Origin of the sequence: Roseovarius aestuarii, from assembly GCF_019966515.1 — a bacterium.
Lineage (GTDB): Bacteria > Pseudomonadota > Alphaproteobacteria > Rhodobacterales > Rhodobacteraceae > Roseovarius > Roseovarius aestuarii.
In genome coordinates, this window is record NZ_JAIMIB010000007.1 from 110,009 (window position 1) to 126,191 (window position 16,183).

The following is a 16,183-nucleotide window of genomic DNA, read 5'->3' on the forward strand; positions in this document are numbered from 1 at the left end:
TTCGCGGATATCAGTGAGGCAGAAAGCTCGCTGGTGATCACAGCACCTATTTGCCGCGGTAAACAATGACATCTGGCAGATACGACAAGAAACGTATGAACCACGAAAACGGTGCAGGAAAGTCCGTCCGGAAACGGCGCGATTGCATCGCCTTCACCACCCGCTTTGCGGCTTTTTCCGGTGACATGAGCATGGGCATCTTGAACGTGTTTTTGTGGGTCAGGCGGGTCTTGATGAAACCCGGATTGACAATACGCACCACCACACCGGTGTCTTTCAGATCATGCCGCATGGTCTCGGCAAGGCTGATCAACGCAGCCTTACCGGCGCCGTATCCAATAGCGGCAGGCAACCCGCTATACCCTGCGAGTGAACCGATCAGCGTTATATCCCCCCGACCTTCCTTGAGGAATTGAGGAAGTATCTCGCCGACCACCCGAACGGCCCCAGCGTAATTGACGTCGTTCATGACAAGCACGGCCTCGGTCTCCCATTCAGAGCTGGGCATGGGCTCATACGCCCCGGCATTGTAGATGACGCCGTCAACCGAACCAGTTGCGGCGGCGGCGCTGCGCACCAAATTCAGATCGGTCACATCCAGCGGAACGCTACGCGCATTACCAATCTCCGTTGCCAGACCTTCAAGCCGCTCTTTGTTGCGCGCCGACAAAACCAGATGCGCTCCGGCATCGCTTAACTCTTTGGCCAGCGCACGGCCAAGCCCTTCGCTTGCGCCGACCAACCAATATGTTTTTCCGGCCAGGTTCATTACGTCCGTTTGCCCCGGAATGTGTGACTGTCCGAGATGAGTGGTTGCGGTGGCGGCGGCTTGCGCATGAAGGGCGCGCGTTTGATCCACAAGATGAGCGCCTGCATGTAGATCAGGGCGACAACTCTGACCGCGCCAAAGGGCCGACGCAGCGCCGCCCAGAGAAGTGAGGCGTTTGTCGCAGGCCGCCGTGAACCAGTCAGCGTCGCCAGCACACCTTCACCGTCATTTTCATAGAGAATGCGGATATTTATCGCATCGTCGGACATATCGAAATTGAATTTATACAGCCCGGCAACTTTCTGAAAAGGCGAGACATGCATCAGCTTGTCTGCCGTGATCGTGTCGTCTTTGCCGATCGGGCGAAAGTCCTCATGCGCGCAGAAATAGCAATGCCGGTGCCCGAACGTGTTGTTCACCTCAGCCACATACGCGCAAGGTTTCCCGTCACGCAGGGCGATCCAGAAGCTTACGGGATTGAAATGAAACCAAAGGAAGCTGGGTTGAGCCAGCAAAACCAGGCGCGTATCTTCCATCGGAAATCCGCGATCTTCGAGCACGTCGCGAAACCAACGCACCCCGTCGCCCCGACCACGCGTGCCGCCATGTCTGCTATCCGACATCGACCAAAGATTAAATCGGTTTTGGGACAGAAGCATGGGCGGCGTCGCTGTCAGCGGATCGTATAGCACGAAATCAACGCCATACTTGAAGGCGTTTTTCAGTTCCCCGCGCCGGGCGTGAAATGTCTGACCCTGAATGTGTTCCATCATGTTGATCATACTACGGTTGCCGGCTCGCATCGGATCATTCAGCCCGCCGCTTTTTGTTGCCTTTTTTGATCCATCTCCGTGAACAGGACGTATCGCAACTAAACGCCCGAACTCACGAGGATTAAATGCTTGATCAAACACCGCGGCTCCGGAGGAAAATTGCGGTGGTAGGCGGGGGCATTTCCGGCCTGTCTGCGGCTTATTATCTTGCACCGGATCACGACGTCACGTTATTCGAGGCTGCACCGCGCCTTGGCGGGCACGCCCGCACGGTAATGGCTGGCAAGGCCGGTGATCAGCCCGTCGATACGGGCTTCATCGTTTTCAACTATGTCACCTACCCTTACTTGACACGCCTTTTCCGTGAACTGGACGTGCCGGTTATTAAGAGTGAGATGAGTTTTGGTGCCAGCATTGATGCTGGCCGGATCGAATATGGTCTGAACTCCCTTCGGTGCATCACCGCCCAGAGGCGCAACTTCGTTCGCCCGCCCTATTACAAGATGATCGCCGACATCATCCGGTTTGGCAAACATGCCGAAGGGATTGCACAGGACGACATCAGTATCGGAGAGCTTGTCGACGAACTCGGCCTGGGTCGTTGGTTTCGCGACTATTACTTGCTGCCGATGTGTGGCGCGATCTGGTCAACACCGACTGGCGAAATCGATCAGTTTCCGGCCAAGACACTTGTGCGATTTTTCCGCAACCATGCATTACTAGCAGGCAGCGGCAAGCATCAGTGGTGGACGGTTAAAGGCGGCAGTATAGAATATGTGCGTCGCCTTCAGACGGCCCTCGTATCCCGCGGATGTAAAATCCGCACTGACACAGCGGTCACGACCGTGCAGCGCGGTCCGTTTGGTGTCTCCCTTCTGGCCAAAGGTGCGGCCAAGCAGAATTTCGACGATGTTATCTTTGCCTGCCATTCGGATCAGGCCCTGCGCATCCTAGGGCAGGATGCAACAACGGTCGAGACCGAAGCGCTTAGCAGCGTCCGCTACCAGCCCAACAAGGCGGTGTTGCATTGCGATCCGACCCAGATGCCATTGCGCCGCGCCTGCTGGTCAAGCTGGAGCTATCGTTCGCAGGAAGGCGCGATTGGCGTGACCTACTGGATGAACAAGTTGCAGGCCATTCCCGAAGACGATCCGTTATTCGTCAGCCTGAACCCGTCGTGCGCAATCGCAGCCGACAAGATCTACGACAAGGTCGAGTTTTCCCACCCGATTTTCGACGCTGCAGCGCTGCGCGCGCAGGAAAGCATTCGCCGGATGCAGGGCGAAAACAGTACCTGGTTCGCGGGCGCCTGGAACCGGCACGGGTTCCACGAGGACGGGATCGCCAGCGCGATGCGGGTGGTTCGCAAGCTGAACGAAATTAACAGTCTGAAAGGAGCGGAAGTTGCGGTTCACTGATAAGGCGTTGAGATCGGAATTCCTGTCCGTGTGCGAGAGGCTTCAGGAAGGGCAGCTGACATTGCGCACCCCCGAGGGGGACAGATATTCATTCGGCGACAGCGGCCCCGAGGCCGAAATGTTCATTCGGGACTGGTCGGCTGTCTCTGCCCTGGCTGCGCATGGTCAGGTCGGTCTGGGCGAGGCCTATGTTCAGGGATTGTGGGACACACCCTCAGTCGAGGGCCTGGTGACGCTCGCAATGATCAATCGTGATCACCTTGGGGCCTACGACAAGGCCAGTGCCTTCAACCGTGCCAAGTTCCGGATTGTGGATACCATTCTACGGGCAAATTCGCGACGGGGCTCACGCAAGAACATCCGCGCGCACTATGATGTTGGCAATGAATTTTACCAGCTCTGGCTGGACGAAGGCATGACCTATTCATCGGCGCTGTTTGACCAGGACGGCGACGATCTGGCGCGGGCTCAGGATCGCAAGAATGCCCGTGCGCTGTCGCGGCTGGGTCAGGGCGAACGTGTTCTGGAAATCGGCTGTGGCTGGGGCGGGTTTGCCCAGCACGCCGCCGATGCCGGGCGCGATGTGACCGGTGTCACGATATCGCGCAACCAACACAGCTATGCCGAATGCCGCCTCGATGGCAGCGCGGATATCCAGCTAAAAGATTACCGCGATATCAACGGGCGGTATGACAACATCGTATCCATCGAGATGGTCGAAGCCGTCGGCGCCCGCTATTGGCCGGATTACTTCACCGCGCTCAAGCAAAACCTCGCAGAGGGCGGGCACATCCTGCTTCAGGCAATTACCGTGAAGGACAGCTTCTTTGAGCGGTATCGGAATTCTTCGGACTTCATCCGCCAATACGTCTTTCCCGGGGGTATGTTGCTGTCTGACAATGTGATCGCGACGCAGGCGCGCGGTGCTGGTCTCGAGGTTCGTGACAATTTTGCTTTCGGTCAGGATTACGCCAAAACCTGTCGTATCTGGACGGAACGTTTTAACACTCAGAAACGCCGTATTTCCGAGATGGGCTATGGCGAAGCCTTCATCCGGAACTGGCAATATTATCTGGAAATTTGCGCCGCCTCGTTCGCCATCGGCCATACCAACGTCGTACAGGTCGAATTGGCCCATGCTTAGGGTCGTGCTGGTCATCAGTCTGCTGTCACTGCCCGGCCCGGTTGCGGCCAGTCCGATCCCATCGCTTTTGCCGGGGGCGGAAATACGCGGCAAAGCCACTTTCCGCTTCCTGGGCCTGCCGATGTACGAGGCGAGACTTTTCACCGTTGGCGGTGAGCCGTTGAACTGGCAACGCGACTTTGGCCTTGAATTGAACTACTATCGCAGGCTGACCCAGAGGGATCTGGTTCTGTCGACCCTGAAAGAGATGGATAGAACCGGCCCTCCTGTGCCCGTGCGCGACCAGCTGGAACGCTGTTTTGACGATGTCCGCCGGGGTGACAAGTATCTTGCTATCACAAACGGCCGGGATGAAGTCATGTTCTGGCGAAATGGCACGCGCGCATGCTCGCTCGCCTATCCAGACATCAAACAACGGTTCATGGCGATTTTTCTGGGGGACAATACGCGCTCGAAATCCTTCACGCGACGACTGAAAGGGCAATAGTGCTATATCCACGTGTCAGCCTTTATGCGCTTATGCTCGCGGCAGCGGGCATCCCGCTTTACATCCATCTGCCGCGTTATGCGTCGGTCGAGCTGGGTATAAGCCTTGGGGCAATCGGCACCATCCTGCTGTTGATCCGGCTGGTTGATCTGGTTCAGGATCCGTTGATTGGCTGGGCGATTGATCGCTGGCCGCGCGCCCAGGCCCTCTACGCGGCCCTCGCGGCACTTGGGCTGGCTGTGGGTTTCCCACTTCTGTTTTCACTGCAACCCGGACAAGGCGTTATCGTTTGGCTGGTTGCAGTGCTGGTACTGCTGTTTTCCGCCTACAGTCTTGGGATGATACTGCTTTACGGACGCAGCGCCACGCTTGCGAAACGGCCGGAGCCGCAAGAGCTGATGACGCTCGCTGCATGGCGCGAAGGCGGTATGCTGACCGGCGTCGTGCTTGCCGCCATTGCGCCATCGACCTTTGCTCTCGCAGGCACCGCAGAGCAGGATTATACCGCTTTCGGGTATTTCCTAGGGGCCATCGCGATTTTTTCGTTGGTCGCCACGCGCCCGATCTGGCAACGCAAACCGATCACCGGTGACACGCTTTCCCTGTCGGGCCTCCAGGGGTCGGGAGCCATTCGTTTGCTGGTTTTGGCACTGGTCAACAGCCTCCCGGTTGCGATTACCTCGACCCTGTTTCTGTTCTTCGTCGAAGATCGTTTGAACCTGCCAGGAAAAGCGGGTCCGCTGCTGATCCTGTTCTTTCTGAGCGCCGGATTGAGCGTGCCCCTATGGACAAAAATCAGCCGCAGCGTGGGCGCGAAAACAACGCTGCTGATCGCAATGCCGCTAGCCATCGTCGGGTTCGTTGGGGCCGCCTTTCTGACGCCGGGAAATCTGACAGGCTTTGCCGCGATCTGCATCGCATCGGGGGCCGCATTGGGTGCTGACATGGTTGTGCTGCCCGCAATGTTTTCCATTGTGCTGACACAGGCGGGCCTGAATGCCTCGACCGCTTTCGGGATCTGGTCCTTTGCGGGCAAGCTGGGGCTTGCCATCGCTGCCTTCGCGGTACTGCCCGCGCTGCAACTCAGTGGTTTTTCCCCCGGCGACGCGAACAGCGCAATGGCGCTGACCACCCTGACCATCGCTTACGCAGTCATTCCCTGCCTTCTGAAACTCTGTGCCCTGGGCCTGGTCCTAGCACTTCCAACCGCGGAGCAACCCGTATGAAATTCCTTACCGCCCTTTTGCTGCTGGTCCTCATCGGTGTCGTTGCGAAAAACCTCTTCCTGAGCTTCCGCGCCCAAAACCCCGAAGACTATGCCGGGACGGTGCCAGCATTCTCGCTGAAAGAACACCTTTCCGGCCCCATACAATCCGAGGGGGTCATCTATGGCTCAAATGGCAGGATTACGAACAGCTTTGTCGCCAAAATGATCGGCACCTGGGACGGCGACACAGGCACCCTCTCCGAAGATTTCACCTATTCCAACGGCAAGAAGCAGAACCGAAAATGGTTCTTGAAAATAGGACCGGGAAATACATTCACTGCCACCGCCGATGATATCGTCGGCGAAGCGCAGGGAATTGTATCGGGATCAACCGTTATGTTGCGCTACAAGATCATCCTTCCAGAAGAGGCCGGCGGTCACGTGCTGGATGCAACAGACTGGATGTATCTCACCGCCAGCGGCACGATCATCAATAAATCCGAAATGCGAAAATTCGGGCTCAAAGTGGCCGAACTGGTCGCCACCATGCGTCCCGAGTAAACCAAATCCGACGCCGGTCCGCCGTTTTCTGACTTGCTCCACCACCTGGGGCGGGGCACCGTGGTCGAAACCCGCTTTGGAGCCTGCTCATGCGCCTGCAAGATCTCGACATCATCGTCACCGCGCCCCCCGCGCCCGGCTGGGGCGGGCGATACTGGATACTGGTCAAGCTGACCACCGATACCGGCCTCGTCGGCTGGGGGGAATGTTATGCCTCAAGCGTCGGGCCTGAGGCGATGAAGCCGGTCATCGAAGATGTATTCGCGCGCCACATGCAGGGCGAAAACCCGGAAAACATCGAATTGATGTTCCGGCGCGCCTATTCCGCGGGCTTTACACAGCGCCCTGACCTGACTGTAATGGGCGCGTTTTCAGGGCTCGAGATCGCCTGCTGGGACATTCTGGGCAAGGCACGGGAACGGCCGGTCTGGGCACTTCTGGGCGGCAAGATGAACGAACGCATCCGCGCCTATACCTATCTCTACCCCCTGCCCCAGCACAACATCAACGCGTTCTGGACGTCGCCACAGATGGCCGCCGAAAGCGCCCGCGCGGCGGTCGATCAGGGCTATACCGCCATCAAGTTTGACCCGGCAGGCCCTTACACGCTTCGCGGCGGCCATATGCCCGCGATGAGCGATATCGACCAATCCGTGGCCTTCTGCAAAGCCATCCGCGAGGCCGTCGGGACGAAGGCGGATCTGCTTTTCGGCACGCACGGGCAGTTCACCACAGCGGGCGCGATAAGGCTTGGCAAGGCGCTGGAGCCCTACTCACCGCTTTGGTTCGAGGAGCCCATTCCACCGGATAATGTTGGCGAAATGGCCAAGGTCGCGAATGCCGTCTCGATCCCTGTCGCGACCGGCGAGCGCCTGACCACCAAGGCAGAATTCGCCCCGGTACTGCGATCAGGTGCAGCCACGATCCTGCAACCCGCATTGGGGCGCGCCGGCGGCATCTGGGAGATGAAGAAGGTCGCCGCCATGGCCGAGGTCTATAATGCCCAGATGGCACCGCATCTTTATGCGGGTCCGGTGGAATGGGCCGCAAATATACACCTCGCCACGTCGATCCCTAATCTTCTGCTGGCCGAGACCATCGACACCGACTTCCACAGGGCATTGATCAAAGACACTATCAAGATCGAAAACGGCTTTATCATTCCACCTGAAACTCCGGGCCTTGGCATCGAGGTGGATGAAAGTCTGGCGCGAGCGCATCCCTATACCGGCACTGGTCTGCATCTGGAGATGCAGGAGGCGCCTTGTGATTATGCCAATGGCAATGCCTTTACTGGTGGTGCGCCGCCTGAAACCGACTAAGGCAGCAGACCCAGCCAGACCCAGACCGTGATGATCGACAATGCCGTGCCAATCAGCACGCTGGACGCCGCCACCCGTCTGGCAGCCCCGTACATATTGGCAAAGATATAGGTGTTGATGCCCGGTGCCATCGCCGCGGTCAGCACGGCGGAGCGCACCGCCTCGGTCGGCAGTGAAAACCCGGCGACTAGCCCGCGAGTGATCAGCGGGTGCACAATGAGCGCGATCGCGCAAACATATAGAATGACGCGTAAATCCCCTTCGGGCTTATAGCGCACCAGCACGCCGCCCAATCCGAAAAGCGCGGCCGGGAGGGCCGCGCGCACCAGCAGGTCCAGCCCGTCATTCAGAACACCGGGCAGTGGCAAACCGGTGAGGTTAACGAAAAACCCAAGCCCAATCCCCATGATCAGCGCGTTGGAGAACATCGCCCTCAACACCTTGCCCGTCAGCGCCACGCCGGATGATCCGCGCGCACGGGTGATCTCCATCGCGGTAATGCCGATCCCATAGCAGAACGGCGAATGCAGGGCGATGATGGCGTAATTCACGCTGAGCGCGTCAGCACCGTAAGCTCGTTCCGTCAGCGGCAGGCCCAGCAGCACCGTATTCGAAAAAAGGCAGCAAAACCCGATGGCGACGGCATCTTCCCAGGGTCTGCCAAACAGGTAGCGCGCGCCCAGAAGCCCCAGCAGAAACCCGGTCAGAGCACCAGTATAAAAGCTGGCCAAGAGACGCCAGTCAAAGCTCTGTCCCAGATCGAGCCGGGCAATGGCCGTAAACAGCAGGCAGGGGATGGCAAATTTCTGGGTGAAATTCATCAACCCGTCGACACCGGTATCCGAAAACCAGCCGCGCCAGACCGCCAGATAGCCAAAGCCGGTGACCACAAAAACCGGCAGGATAACGTCCAGAAGGGCCTGCATACCCCGCTCAGTCCGGCAGGGAGATCACCATGCCGTCATAGGCGGCGGTGATCCAGTCGGGCGTTTCGTCAATCACCGCCTGATAATCCAGGTCGATATGCATATTGGTCAGCACACCGCGCTTGGGCCGGGCACGTTTCATCCACTCGACCGATTGTTCGAAATGCGTATGGGTCGGGTGCGGTGTGCGGCGTAGACTGTCGAGCACCCAACACTCCAACCCGTCCAGTATCGGCCAGACATCATCGGGGATCTGTGCCACATCAGGCAAATAAGCCATCCCCCCAACTTTGAAACCAAGCGCGTCGATCGAGCCGTGATTTACCTTGAACGACTCCAGCGTGATCGCGCCGCCTGCCCCGTCGATCACCACATCGCCGTCTATCGTGAACATGTCGAGGATTGGCGGATATGGCGAGCCTTCGGGTTGCACGAAGGCGTAGCCAAAGCGTGAAAAAAGCGCCTCCTGCGTAGGTCCGTCAGCCCAGACCGGCAAGCGGCGTTTCATGTTAAAGACGATCATACGCAGATCGTCCAGCCCGTGTACGTGATCGGCATGGGCGTGGGTGTAGAGCACCGCATCCAATTCACCGACACCGGCATCAAGCAGCTGCGCACGCAGATCCGGTGAGCTGTCGATCAGCACGCGGGTTGTCCCTGCGTCCGTTATGCGCTCGACCAGCATGGAGCAGCGACGGCGTCTGTTGCGCGGGTTTTCCGGGTCGCATTCGCCCCAGTGCCCGCCCAGTCGGGGCACCCCGCCGGAAGAGCCGCTGCCCAGAATGGTAAAGCGGAGTTCTGCCATCAGGCCGCATCCTCGTATTCAGCAGCCTTCCAGAACAGACGGTCGAAATTGACCTGGGTTTGTGCCGCGAAGGCGGGCCAGTCCATCCCGAATATCTCGGCCCCTTTCTGCGCTGTGTGAAGCGTGTAGGCAGGCTCATTGCGCTTGCCGCGATAGGGTGGCGGCGCCAGATAAGGCGCGTCGGTCTCGACCAGGATGCGATCCAACGGCGCGGCAGCAAAGATATCGCGCAATTCCTGACTTTTGGGAAAGGCCGCGATGCCTGACATCGACAGGTAAAACCCCAGATCAAGCGCCGACTTGGCCAGCCCGGCCCCGGACGAGAAGCAGTGCATGACGCAGCTATAGGTACCGTTGCGATATTCCTCGGATAGAATGCGCGCCATGTCGTCATCGGCTGCCCGCGCATGGATGATCAGCGGCAAGCCAGTCTGGCGCGCTGCCTCAATATGAATACGCAGAGATTTCTTTTGAACATCAGCGCTTTCCGAGGTGTAGTGATAGTCCAGACCGGTTTCTCCAATGCCCACGAATTTGGGATGTCGGGCAAGCGCCACAAGATCCTCGACGCTGGCCAGAGGCTCGTCTGCCGCGCTCATCGGATGTGTCCCGGCCGCATAGAAAACCGGGGGATATTTTTCGGCGATGGCCCGCACCTGAGGCTCCAGCCGCAGCCTGGTGCAGATGGTGACCATCCGGGTGACGCCCGTGCTTAGCGCGCGGTCAATTACGGTATCGCGTTCGGCATCAAAATCCGGAAAATCAAGGTGACAGTGACTATCGGTAATCTGGATCTGGTCGGTCATCACAGGGCCCTTTGCGGGCCTATCCCGCGGCGGTTTTCTCTATCCTGAACACCGTATCTAGGACGAGCGCGGCAGGGTCAAGGTTGACCGCCCGGCCATGTCGTGCGCGCGCGCCGATTTCCTGGGCGCATTCAGCCCAGGCGCGACCTTTTACCCGTGTTGCGGAAAGCCGTGCCAGCATTTCGGCCTCACCTGGAGCAGCTTCATGTTCCGGCACCATACCCGCCGCCCCGCTGCGCGCCAGGCGGGCAAGAAGCAGATCGGTGAGACCCAGCAGCATGTCTAGCTTATCCTCAGCCCCTCGTGTCGCGGCGGCTTCGGCCAGTTTGAGCGCCCGTGCACGATCAAGCCGGGGCAAGCTGGCAATTATCGCCACCAATTCGGCATAGGTTTTCAAGCCGCCCAGATTAATCAGCCGCACCGCTTCGCCGACAGAACCGCCCGAAAGCTCCGCAAGGGCGGCGGTATCCTCGGGCGCCTCCACGTCCGCTTGTTCGAGGGCGGCGGCCATGTCAGCAGCACCTAGTGGTGACAAGCGCAATTCACGACAGCGCGACCGAATTGTCGGCAAGAGCCGCGAAGGCTGATGGCTGACCAGCAGAAGGATCGTTCGCGCGGGCGGTTCTTCGAGCATTTTCAGCAGTGCATTGGCAGCCTGCACGTTCATCTCGTCCGCACAATCAAGGATCACCACGCGACGCCCGCCATCCGTGGCACTGAGTTGCAGAAACTGGTTCAGACGGCGCACATCATCCGCCACGATCATGTCGCGCAAGCGCCCGGTCTTATCATTGACGCTGCGGGTAATGTGAAACAGCCCCGGGTCCGATCCCGCCAGCAGGCGCCGTGCAACAGGGTGATCATCGGGGATAGCCAGCGTAGTCGGTTGCACGGGCGCATCACCGAACAATCCGTCCTCCTCCGCCTCGGGCGTAGCCAACAGAAACCGCGCGATCCGCCAGGCCATCGTCGCCTTGCCCACACCGCGCGGCCCGGTGATCAGCCAGCCGTGATGCATACGGCCCGCGTTGTAACTTTCAAGAAACGCTGCTTCCGCAGCATCCTGACCGATCAGCCGGTCAGTCTCTCGCGGATGCGGGGCGCCGTCGACACGATCCGGTTCGGGTAATGGAGCATCAGCCATCAGCAACGACCACTGACGGCGCGCTGCACATCGACGGCCACCTCTTCGACCGAGCGTCCGCCATCGATAACTACAAACCGTCCGGAAAATTCTTTCGCCAGCGCAAGGAAACCTTCGCGCATGCGGCGCTGCATCTCGCCTCCAAAAGCTTCAAAACGCTCTTCCTCCCCCGCCCGCGCAAGCGCCCGCTCCAACGCCACCTCAGGGTCCATGTCAATCAGCACGGTCAGGTCAGGTTCGCGACCAATCATCAATTCATGCAGCTGATCCACCAATCCCCGCAGGGCGGCGCGCCCAAGACCCTGATACATACGAGTACTGTCAGCAAAACGGTCAGAGATAACCAGTTTCCCCGCCGCAACCGACGGGGTGATCAAACGCTCAAGATGGTCACGTCGCGCTGCCGTAAAGAGCAAGAGTTCAGTCTCTGCCGACCACCGATCGGGATCCCCTTCGAGTACCAGCTTTCGGATGTCTTCAGCACCGGGGCTACCGCCGGGTTCACGCGTCAGCACCACCTCGCGGCCTTGGGCGGACAGATATTCCGCCAGCAGACGCGCTTGCGTGGATTTTCCAGAACCATCGATGCCTTCGAACGTGATAAATCGGCCCTGTTCGTTCAAAACCCACCCTCGGAGCTCTGCCGCAAGCGTGTCAGCAAGACACCCGATACCGTGCGCAACCGTGCCAGAAAACCGCCCTTGGCGACATCCTCGGCTGCAACAAGTTTGATCCGTGTTTCCGGCAGACCTTCGGGGGCAAAAACCAGATCTGCCAGTTCATCGCCTTTGGTGATCGGTGCGCGAAGCGGTCCGGTATAGACCACCTGAGCCTTGAGGTCGCTATTTCCCAGAACCGGCACAAGCGTCACGACATCCTCGGCCACGGTCAACCCGACGCTGGTGGCGCCGCCCATCCATACATCAGCCCTGGCGACTTGCGCCCCAGCCTTCACGACCGACTTTTCGACAAATTGCCGAAAGGCCCAGTTGACGATCGATGCGCTTTCTTCGGCGCGAACCTTCACGCTGGGCAGTCCCGACACCACAAAGACAACCCGACGATCACCCTGCTTTGCCGATCCGACCAGACCATATCCAGCCTTGACCGTGTGGCCGGTTTTCAACCCGTCCACACCGATGCCCAGCTTTAGCAACGGGTTACGGTTTTGGGTGTTTTTCGGCGCGCGCCCGTCAAATTCAAACTCGGTTTCGGCGAACATCGGGTAGAATTCAGGAAAATCCTCGATCAGGTGACGTGCCAGCAACGCCAGATCACGTACGCTCATGACATGACCCGGCGCGGGCCAGCCGTTGGAATTCATGAAGGTCGAATTGGTCATGCCCATCTGCTGCGCGCGCTGCGTCATGAACCGGGCAAACCCGGCCTCGGTCCCGTCCGGACTGAGCGCTTCGGCGATAACGGCGCAGGCATCATTGCCCGACAGGACAATTATCCCGCGCAGCAGGTCATCCACCCGCACCTTGTCCGTCGTGTCGAGGAACATCGTCGAGCCACCATAGCTCATCGCGTGGGTCGACACGGGCAACTCTTCCTCCAGCGACAACCGGCCATCGCGGATCGCCTCGAACGCAACATAAAGCGTCATCAGCTTGGACATTGACGCTGGTGGCAGGGGCGTGTCCGCGTTCTTGTTCATCAGGACCGTGCCAGTGGTGATGTCCATCACAAAAGCGGCCTTGGCCTGCGTATCAAAGGCGGTTGCGGGCATGGCAAACGCCCAAATGAACAAGATCGGGGTCAACGGTCGAAGAAAGCGATTCATGATCATCAGCTTCTAGTTTGTTACGGGATAGGCGTCGTCAAATCCTGAGTCTGCTATCTTTTTCAGCAGAATATCACGTTCGGATTTGTTGCTGGCGGGCCCAACGATAACACGCCAGAAGGATTTGCCCTGCGACGTTCCTTCCTTCACCATGGGCACCATACCTGCCTGGCGCATGGCAGTTGCAGTGTTATCGGCATTCTGCTCAACGCTGAATATACCGATTTGGATAAAGGGCTTATCCAACGTCGATACCGGCGTGGGGGAAGCGACTTGCGAAGTGGCGGCAGGTTCCACTGCGGCTTCCGGCGCGGCAGAGGCACTTTCGGCGATCTCGGCCTCATCAAGTGCGGCCGCCGCTCCGGCGACCGGGTCTAGCGAACTCACTTCGACCTCGGCGGGCTCTTCCGGCTCTTCAACCGGCGCAGGCACGGCCTCGGGATCAGGCATTTGTTCGCGGCGCAACGCGGTCACGTTAAGGCTCGCCGGAGCGCCTGCCAACATACCGATCGCAGCCGCCGCATCAGATGACACCTGAAGAACCGGACCGGGGTTCGCCCGTTCACGGCGGAATAATGCACCAATCACAAACTGCGAATTATCGTTGTTTCGGATGATGACCCGTTCGGGCTCTTTCACATCTGGATGCGCCACCCAGACACCGCCCAGAGACGGCCTCCCATCCCAGAGACCTTGATCCGTGACCTGAAAAACCTCCGGTGCTTCAACATCGCGCTCGATCAGCTTGACCGATGAGCCGGCCTCGGCAGTAGCTGCCTCCGCGGTCTCAGTTTTCTGACCCAGTTGCTTGAACGGGTTGAATTTGGCCCCTTCTTCGCATCCTGACAGCAGTAACATTCCAACCCCGGCCAGCGCGGCATTACGCCAACTGGTTCTACGGCCTCTGTGATAAAAAATCATAGCTTGCCCTTTGCCTGTAATAGCGCCTTTTGGCGCTGTTCCCCGATGCTGGCCATGTCCTGCGCTCTGACGGCTGTTGTGGCCCCGCGCGCGCAGTCTAGCGAGTTGTCGGCTACAAGAAAAGTCTGCAGGTGCGGGCTCGGCAAATTTCCACGAAAACAGGCGCTTTCAGAATCAAAAAGGGTTGGTTAGGAAGGAACCAGTCGGAGGAGTGGCAGAGTGGTCGAATGCACCGGTCTTGAAAACCGACGTAGGTGAAAGTCTACCGTGGGTTCGAATCCCACCTCCTCCGCCACCTTACACTAAACAATTATTCACTCGGATAGCAACGAGTGCTGTATCGCCCTTATTTTCATGATCATAGTCGATCGGCGTAATCTATTGGATTTCTTTCGATGATGCCCATATCGTTTCATTGAGAGGTATGGGATGTGGTATGATTGATGGCGGCGCGAGGCGGTCTATGGAGGGCGCAAAAAGTGCAAATACAGAAACCCTCAACTCTGGGGCCGGTGATTTCGAGCATGAGCACGAAAATTGCTGCACTTATCTAAAGTAGAGAAAAGTAGATATTCCCGACATACCAGCATCCAGCCTCTGGGGCGGATCGTTTTTTCTGCGCATTACGCGCGCATGAGGTGTTAGAGCTTTGCCGGTTTTTACAGGCGGTCCATGGGAAATCCTTTCCGCAATGACGGAAACAGCCTACCCCTGTCCGCAAAGGCTTAAGGGTCAAACACTTTGTCCTATTTCTTCAGGCGGGCCATTGGGCTGGACATGGCGTTCTCGCTGTAAAGAACAGGAAAATACAGTGGCGGCCAATTTTGATAAACAATCAAGTTTTTCAAGATGGCACCGGCTCAACACTAAAGGGAAAGCCTAAACGCTTAAAATGGGGCCAAAGATGGGGCTGGACTAAAACTAATTCCACTAAGTTATTATATTTACAAAGTAAAATTCATTTTAATGGTGCCCCCACACGGACTCGAACCGCGGACCTACTGATTACAAATCAGTTGCTCTACCAGCTGAGCTATAGGGGCGCGGTGACCGGGATACGCAGGAATAATCGTCAGTTCAAGGCGAAATTAAACACAGAATGCTGCAAAATTTCGAAAATTGCGGCGTCGCGATTTTCCGGCCACACTGATCGTCAATGAGATCTCGTGCTAACCTGTTTAATTACCTACAAAACTCCGTATATTGCGCACAACAAGAACTCGATCAGGGGCACGGATGCAGGTCGTTCTACACACTGGCGCGCATATGACGGATGAAGGCAAGCTTGTCGCCAACCTGATAAAAAACAGTGAGGTGCTGGCGCAGTGGGGTACGCATGCCCCCAATCCCGCAAGCTATCGCAACCTGATACGCAAGCTGTTGCGCGACGCTGCAGAAACGTCAGTTGGTGAAGATGCTCGCGACGTCGTGATGAACGCGGTCTCTCCCGAACAGGAGCCGGAGCGGCTGATCCTTTCCGGGCCCGGCTTTTTTGGCACCCCCCGGATGTCCGCGGGCGGTGGTCGTTTCTACCCGTCGGCCGAGGCGCGGCTGGGTTATTTCCACCAGATGTTTCCGCATGATCAGCTCGAATTCTTCTTTGCTATCCGCAACCCCGCCTCTTTTTTGCCTGCGGTGTTTGATGCGGCCAATTTCACAGCCATGGCCGAATTTCTTCGCGGGACCGAACCGGCCGAGTTCTGCTGGTCAAACCTGATCCATCGGTTGCGGGACGCCTATCCGAATCTTCCAATCACCATCTGGTGCAACGAAGACACCCCCCTGATCTGGGCGGAGATCATGCGTGAAATGGCCGGACTGGATGCCACCGTGGCGCTGGACGGCGAATTCGCTCTGCTCGGCGATATCATGACCCGGCCCGGCATGCAGCGTTTCGAGGCCTATATCGCATCGCATTCAGGCATGACCGAAATTCAGAAGCGCAGGGTTATCGCTGCCTTTCTGGACAAGTTTGCCGACGATTCCGCGATCGAAGAGGAACTTGATGTGCCCGGCTGGACCGAGCAACTGGTCGCGCACCTGACCGAGCTTTACGACGAAGATCTGTTTGCCATACAGCGCATTCCGGGCATCAATCTGATAACGCCCTGACC

The 16,183-nt window shown here is 58.2% G+C and carries 16 protein-coding genes and 2 tRNA genes; 8 read left to right on the forward strand and 10 right to left on the reverse strand.

Going from position 1 to position 16,183, the window contains the following annotated elements:
• Nucleotides 1–46: 46 nt before the first annotated feature.
• Together LC334_RS10665 and LC334_RS10670 are read right to left on the reverse strand one after the other, a co-directional pair.
• Nucleotides 47–769 (reverse strand): SDR family NAD(P)-dependent oxidoreductase, encoded by a 723-nt coding sequence (locus LC334_RS10665; RefSeq protein ID WP_085800501.1) that lies wholly within the window; start codon nt 767–769, stop codon nt 47–49.
• Entirely contained in the window at nt 769–1,551 is a 783-nt protein-coding gene (locus LC334_RS10670) for a DUF1365 domain-containing protein (protein ID WP_317850392.1), read from the reverse strand. The genes LC334_RS10665 and LC334_RS10670 overlap by 1 nt, the downstream gene beginning before the upstream one ends.
• 116 nt (nt 1,552–1,667) lie before the next feature.
• On the opposite strand from LC334_RS10670, the gene LC334_RS10675 reads away from it, so the two are divergent.
• The 6 genes from LC334_RS10675 (at nt 1,668) to LC334_RS10700 (ending at nt 7,681) form a co-directional block, all read left to right on the forward strand.
• On the forward strand, nt 1,668–2,960 hold the full coding sequence (locus LC334_RS10675) for an NAD(P)/FAD-dependent oxidoreductase (RefSeq protein WP_085800500.1): 1,293 nt from the start codon (nt 1,668–1,670) through the stop codon (nt 2,958–2,960).
• Nucleotides 2,947–4,104, forward strand: coding sequence for an SAM-dependent methyltransferase (locus tag LC334_RS10680; protein WP_085800499.1), 1,158 nt, complete (start codon nt 2,947–2,949; stop codon nt 4,102–4,104). Before LC334_RS10675 ends, LC334_RS10680 begins: the two co-directional genes overlap by 14 nt.
• Nucleotides 4,097–4,591 (forward strand): hypothetical protein, encoded by a 495-nt coding sequence (locus LC334_RS10685; RefSeq protein ID WP_085800498.1) that lies wholly within the window; start codon nt 4,097–4,099, stop codon nt 4,589–4,591. The genes LC334_RS10680 and LC334_RS10685 overlap by 8 nt, the downstream gene beginning before the upstream one ends.
• Nucleotides 4,591–5,817, forward strand: coding sequence for an MFS transporter (locus tag LC334_RS10690; protein ID WP_085800497.1), 1,227 nt, complete (start codon nt 4,591–4,593; stop codon nt 5,815–5,817). The genes LC334_RS10685 and LC334_RS10690 overlap by 1 nt, the downstream gene beginning before the upstream one ends.
• Nucleotides 5,814–6,359: a DUF3833 domain-containing protein gene (locus tag LC334_RS10695; protein WP_085800496.1), complete on the forward strand. Its 546-nt coding sequence runs from the start codon at nt 5,814–5,816 to the stop codon at nt 6,357–6,359. Before LC334_RS10690 ends, LC334_RS10695 begins: the two co-directional genes overlap by 4 nt.
• A gap of 89 nt (nt 6,360–6,448) precedes the next feature.
• Complete coding sequence (locus LC334_RS10700; protein ID WP_085800495.1) at nt 6,449–7,681, forward strand: mandelate racemase/muconate lactonizing enzyme family protein; 1,233 nt, start codon at nt 6,449–6,451, stop codon at nt 7,679–7,681.
• Here LC334_RS10700 and LC334_RS10705 read toward each other — a convergent pair.
• From LC334_RS10705 to LC334_RS10735, 7 genes are read right to left on the reverse strand one after another with little or no spacing between them, the layout of a single operon-like run.
• Nucleotides 7,678–8,607, reverse strand: a complete 930-nt coding sequence (locus LC334_RS10705) for an AEC family transporter (protein WP_085800494.1) — start codon at nt 8,605–8,607, stop codon at nt 7,678–7,680. The two genes, LC334_RS10700 and LC334_RS10705, sit on opposite strands and share 4 nt — an antisense overlap.
• Before the next feature lie 7 nt (nt 8,608–8,614).
• Nucleotides 8,615–9,412, reverse strand: a complete 798-nt coding sequence (locus tag LC334_RS10710; RefSeq protein ID WP_085800493.1) for an MBL fold metallo-hydrolase — start codon at nt 9,410–9,412, stop codon at nt 8,615–8,617.
• Nucleotides 9,412–10,218, reverse strand: a complete 807-nt coding sequence (locus tag LC334_RS10715) for a TatD family hydrolase (protein WP_085800492.1) — start codon at nt 10,216–10,218, stop codon at nt 9,412–9,414. Before LC334_RS10715 ends, LC334_RS10710 begins: the two co-directional genes overlap by 1 nt.
• A gap of 19 nt (nt 10,219–10,237) precedes the next feature.
• Nucleotides 10,238–11,362 (reverse strand): DNA polymerase III subunit delta', encoded by a 1,125-nt coding sequence (locus LC334_RS10720; RefSeq protein ID WP_085800491.1) that lies wholly within the window; start codon nt 11,360–11,362, stop codon nt 10,238–10,240.
• A complete protein-coding gene (gene tmk, locus LC334_RS10725) occupies nt 11,362–11,985 on the reverse strand; it encodes a dTMP kinase (RefSeq protein ID WP_085800490.1) in 624 nt (207 codons plus the stop codon). Before tmk ends, LC334_RS10720 begins: the two co-directional genes overlap by 1 nt.
• Nucleotides 11,982–13,148: a D-alanyl-D-alanine carboxypeptidase family protein gene (locus LC334_RS10730; protein WP_085800597.1), complete on the reverse strand. Its 1,167-nt coding sequence runs from the start codon at nt 13,146–13,148 to the stop codon at nt 11,982–11,984. The genes tmk and LC334_RS10730 overlap by 4 nt, the downstream gene beginning before the upstream one ends.
• A gap of 12 nt (nt 13,149–13,160) precedes the next feature.
• A complete protein-coding gene (locus LC334_RS10735) occupies nt 13,161–14,006 on the reverse strand; it encodes an SPOR domain-containing protein (protein ID WP_223412952.1) in 846 nt (281 codons plus the stop codon).
• Nucleotides 14,007–14,274: 268 nt separating this feature from the next.
• Here LC334_RS10735 and LC334_RS10740 point away from each other — a divergent pair.
• Nucleotides 14,275–14,364: transfer RNA gene (locus LC334_RS10740), tRNA-Ser, on the forward strand.
• Nucleotides 14,365–15,036: 672 nt separating this feature from the next.
• On the opposite strand, the gene LC334_RS10745 is transcribed toward LC334_RS10740, so the two are convergent.
• Nucleotides 15,037–15,112, reverse strand: a tRNA-Thr gene (locus LC334_RS10745).
• Between the two features lie 193 nt (nt 15,113–15,305).
• Here LC334_RS10745 and LC334_RS10750 point away from each other — a divergent pair.
• Nucleotides 15,306–16,181: a hypothetical protein gene (locus tag LC334_RS10750; RefSeq protein WP_085800488.1), complete on the forward strand. Its 876-nt coding sequence runs from the start codon at nt 15,306–15,308 to the stop codon at nt 16,179–16,181.
• Nucleotides 16,182–16,183: the final 2 nt, after the last annotated feature.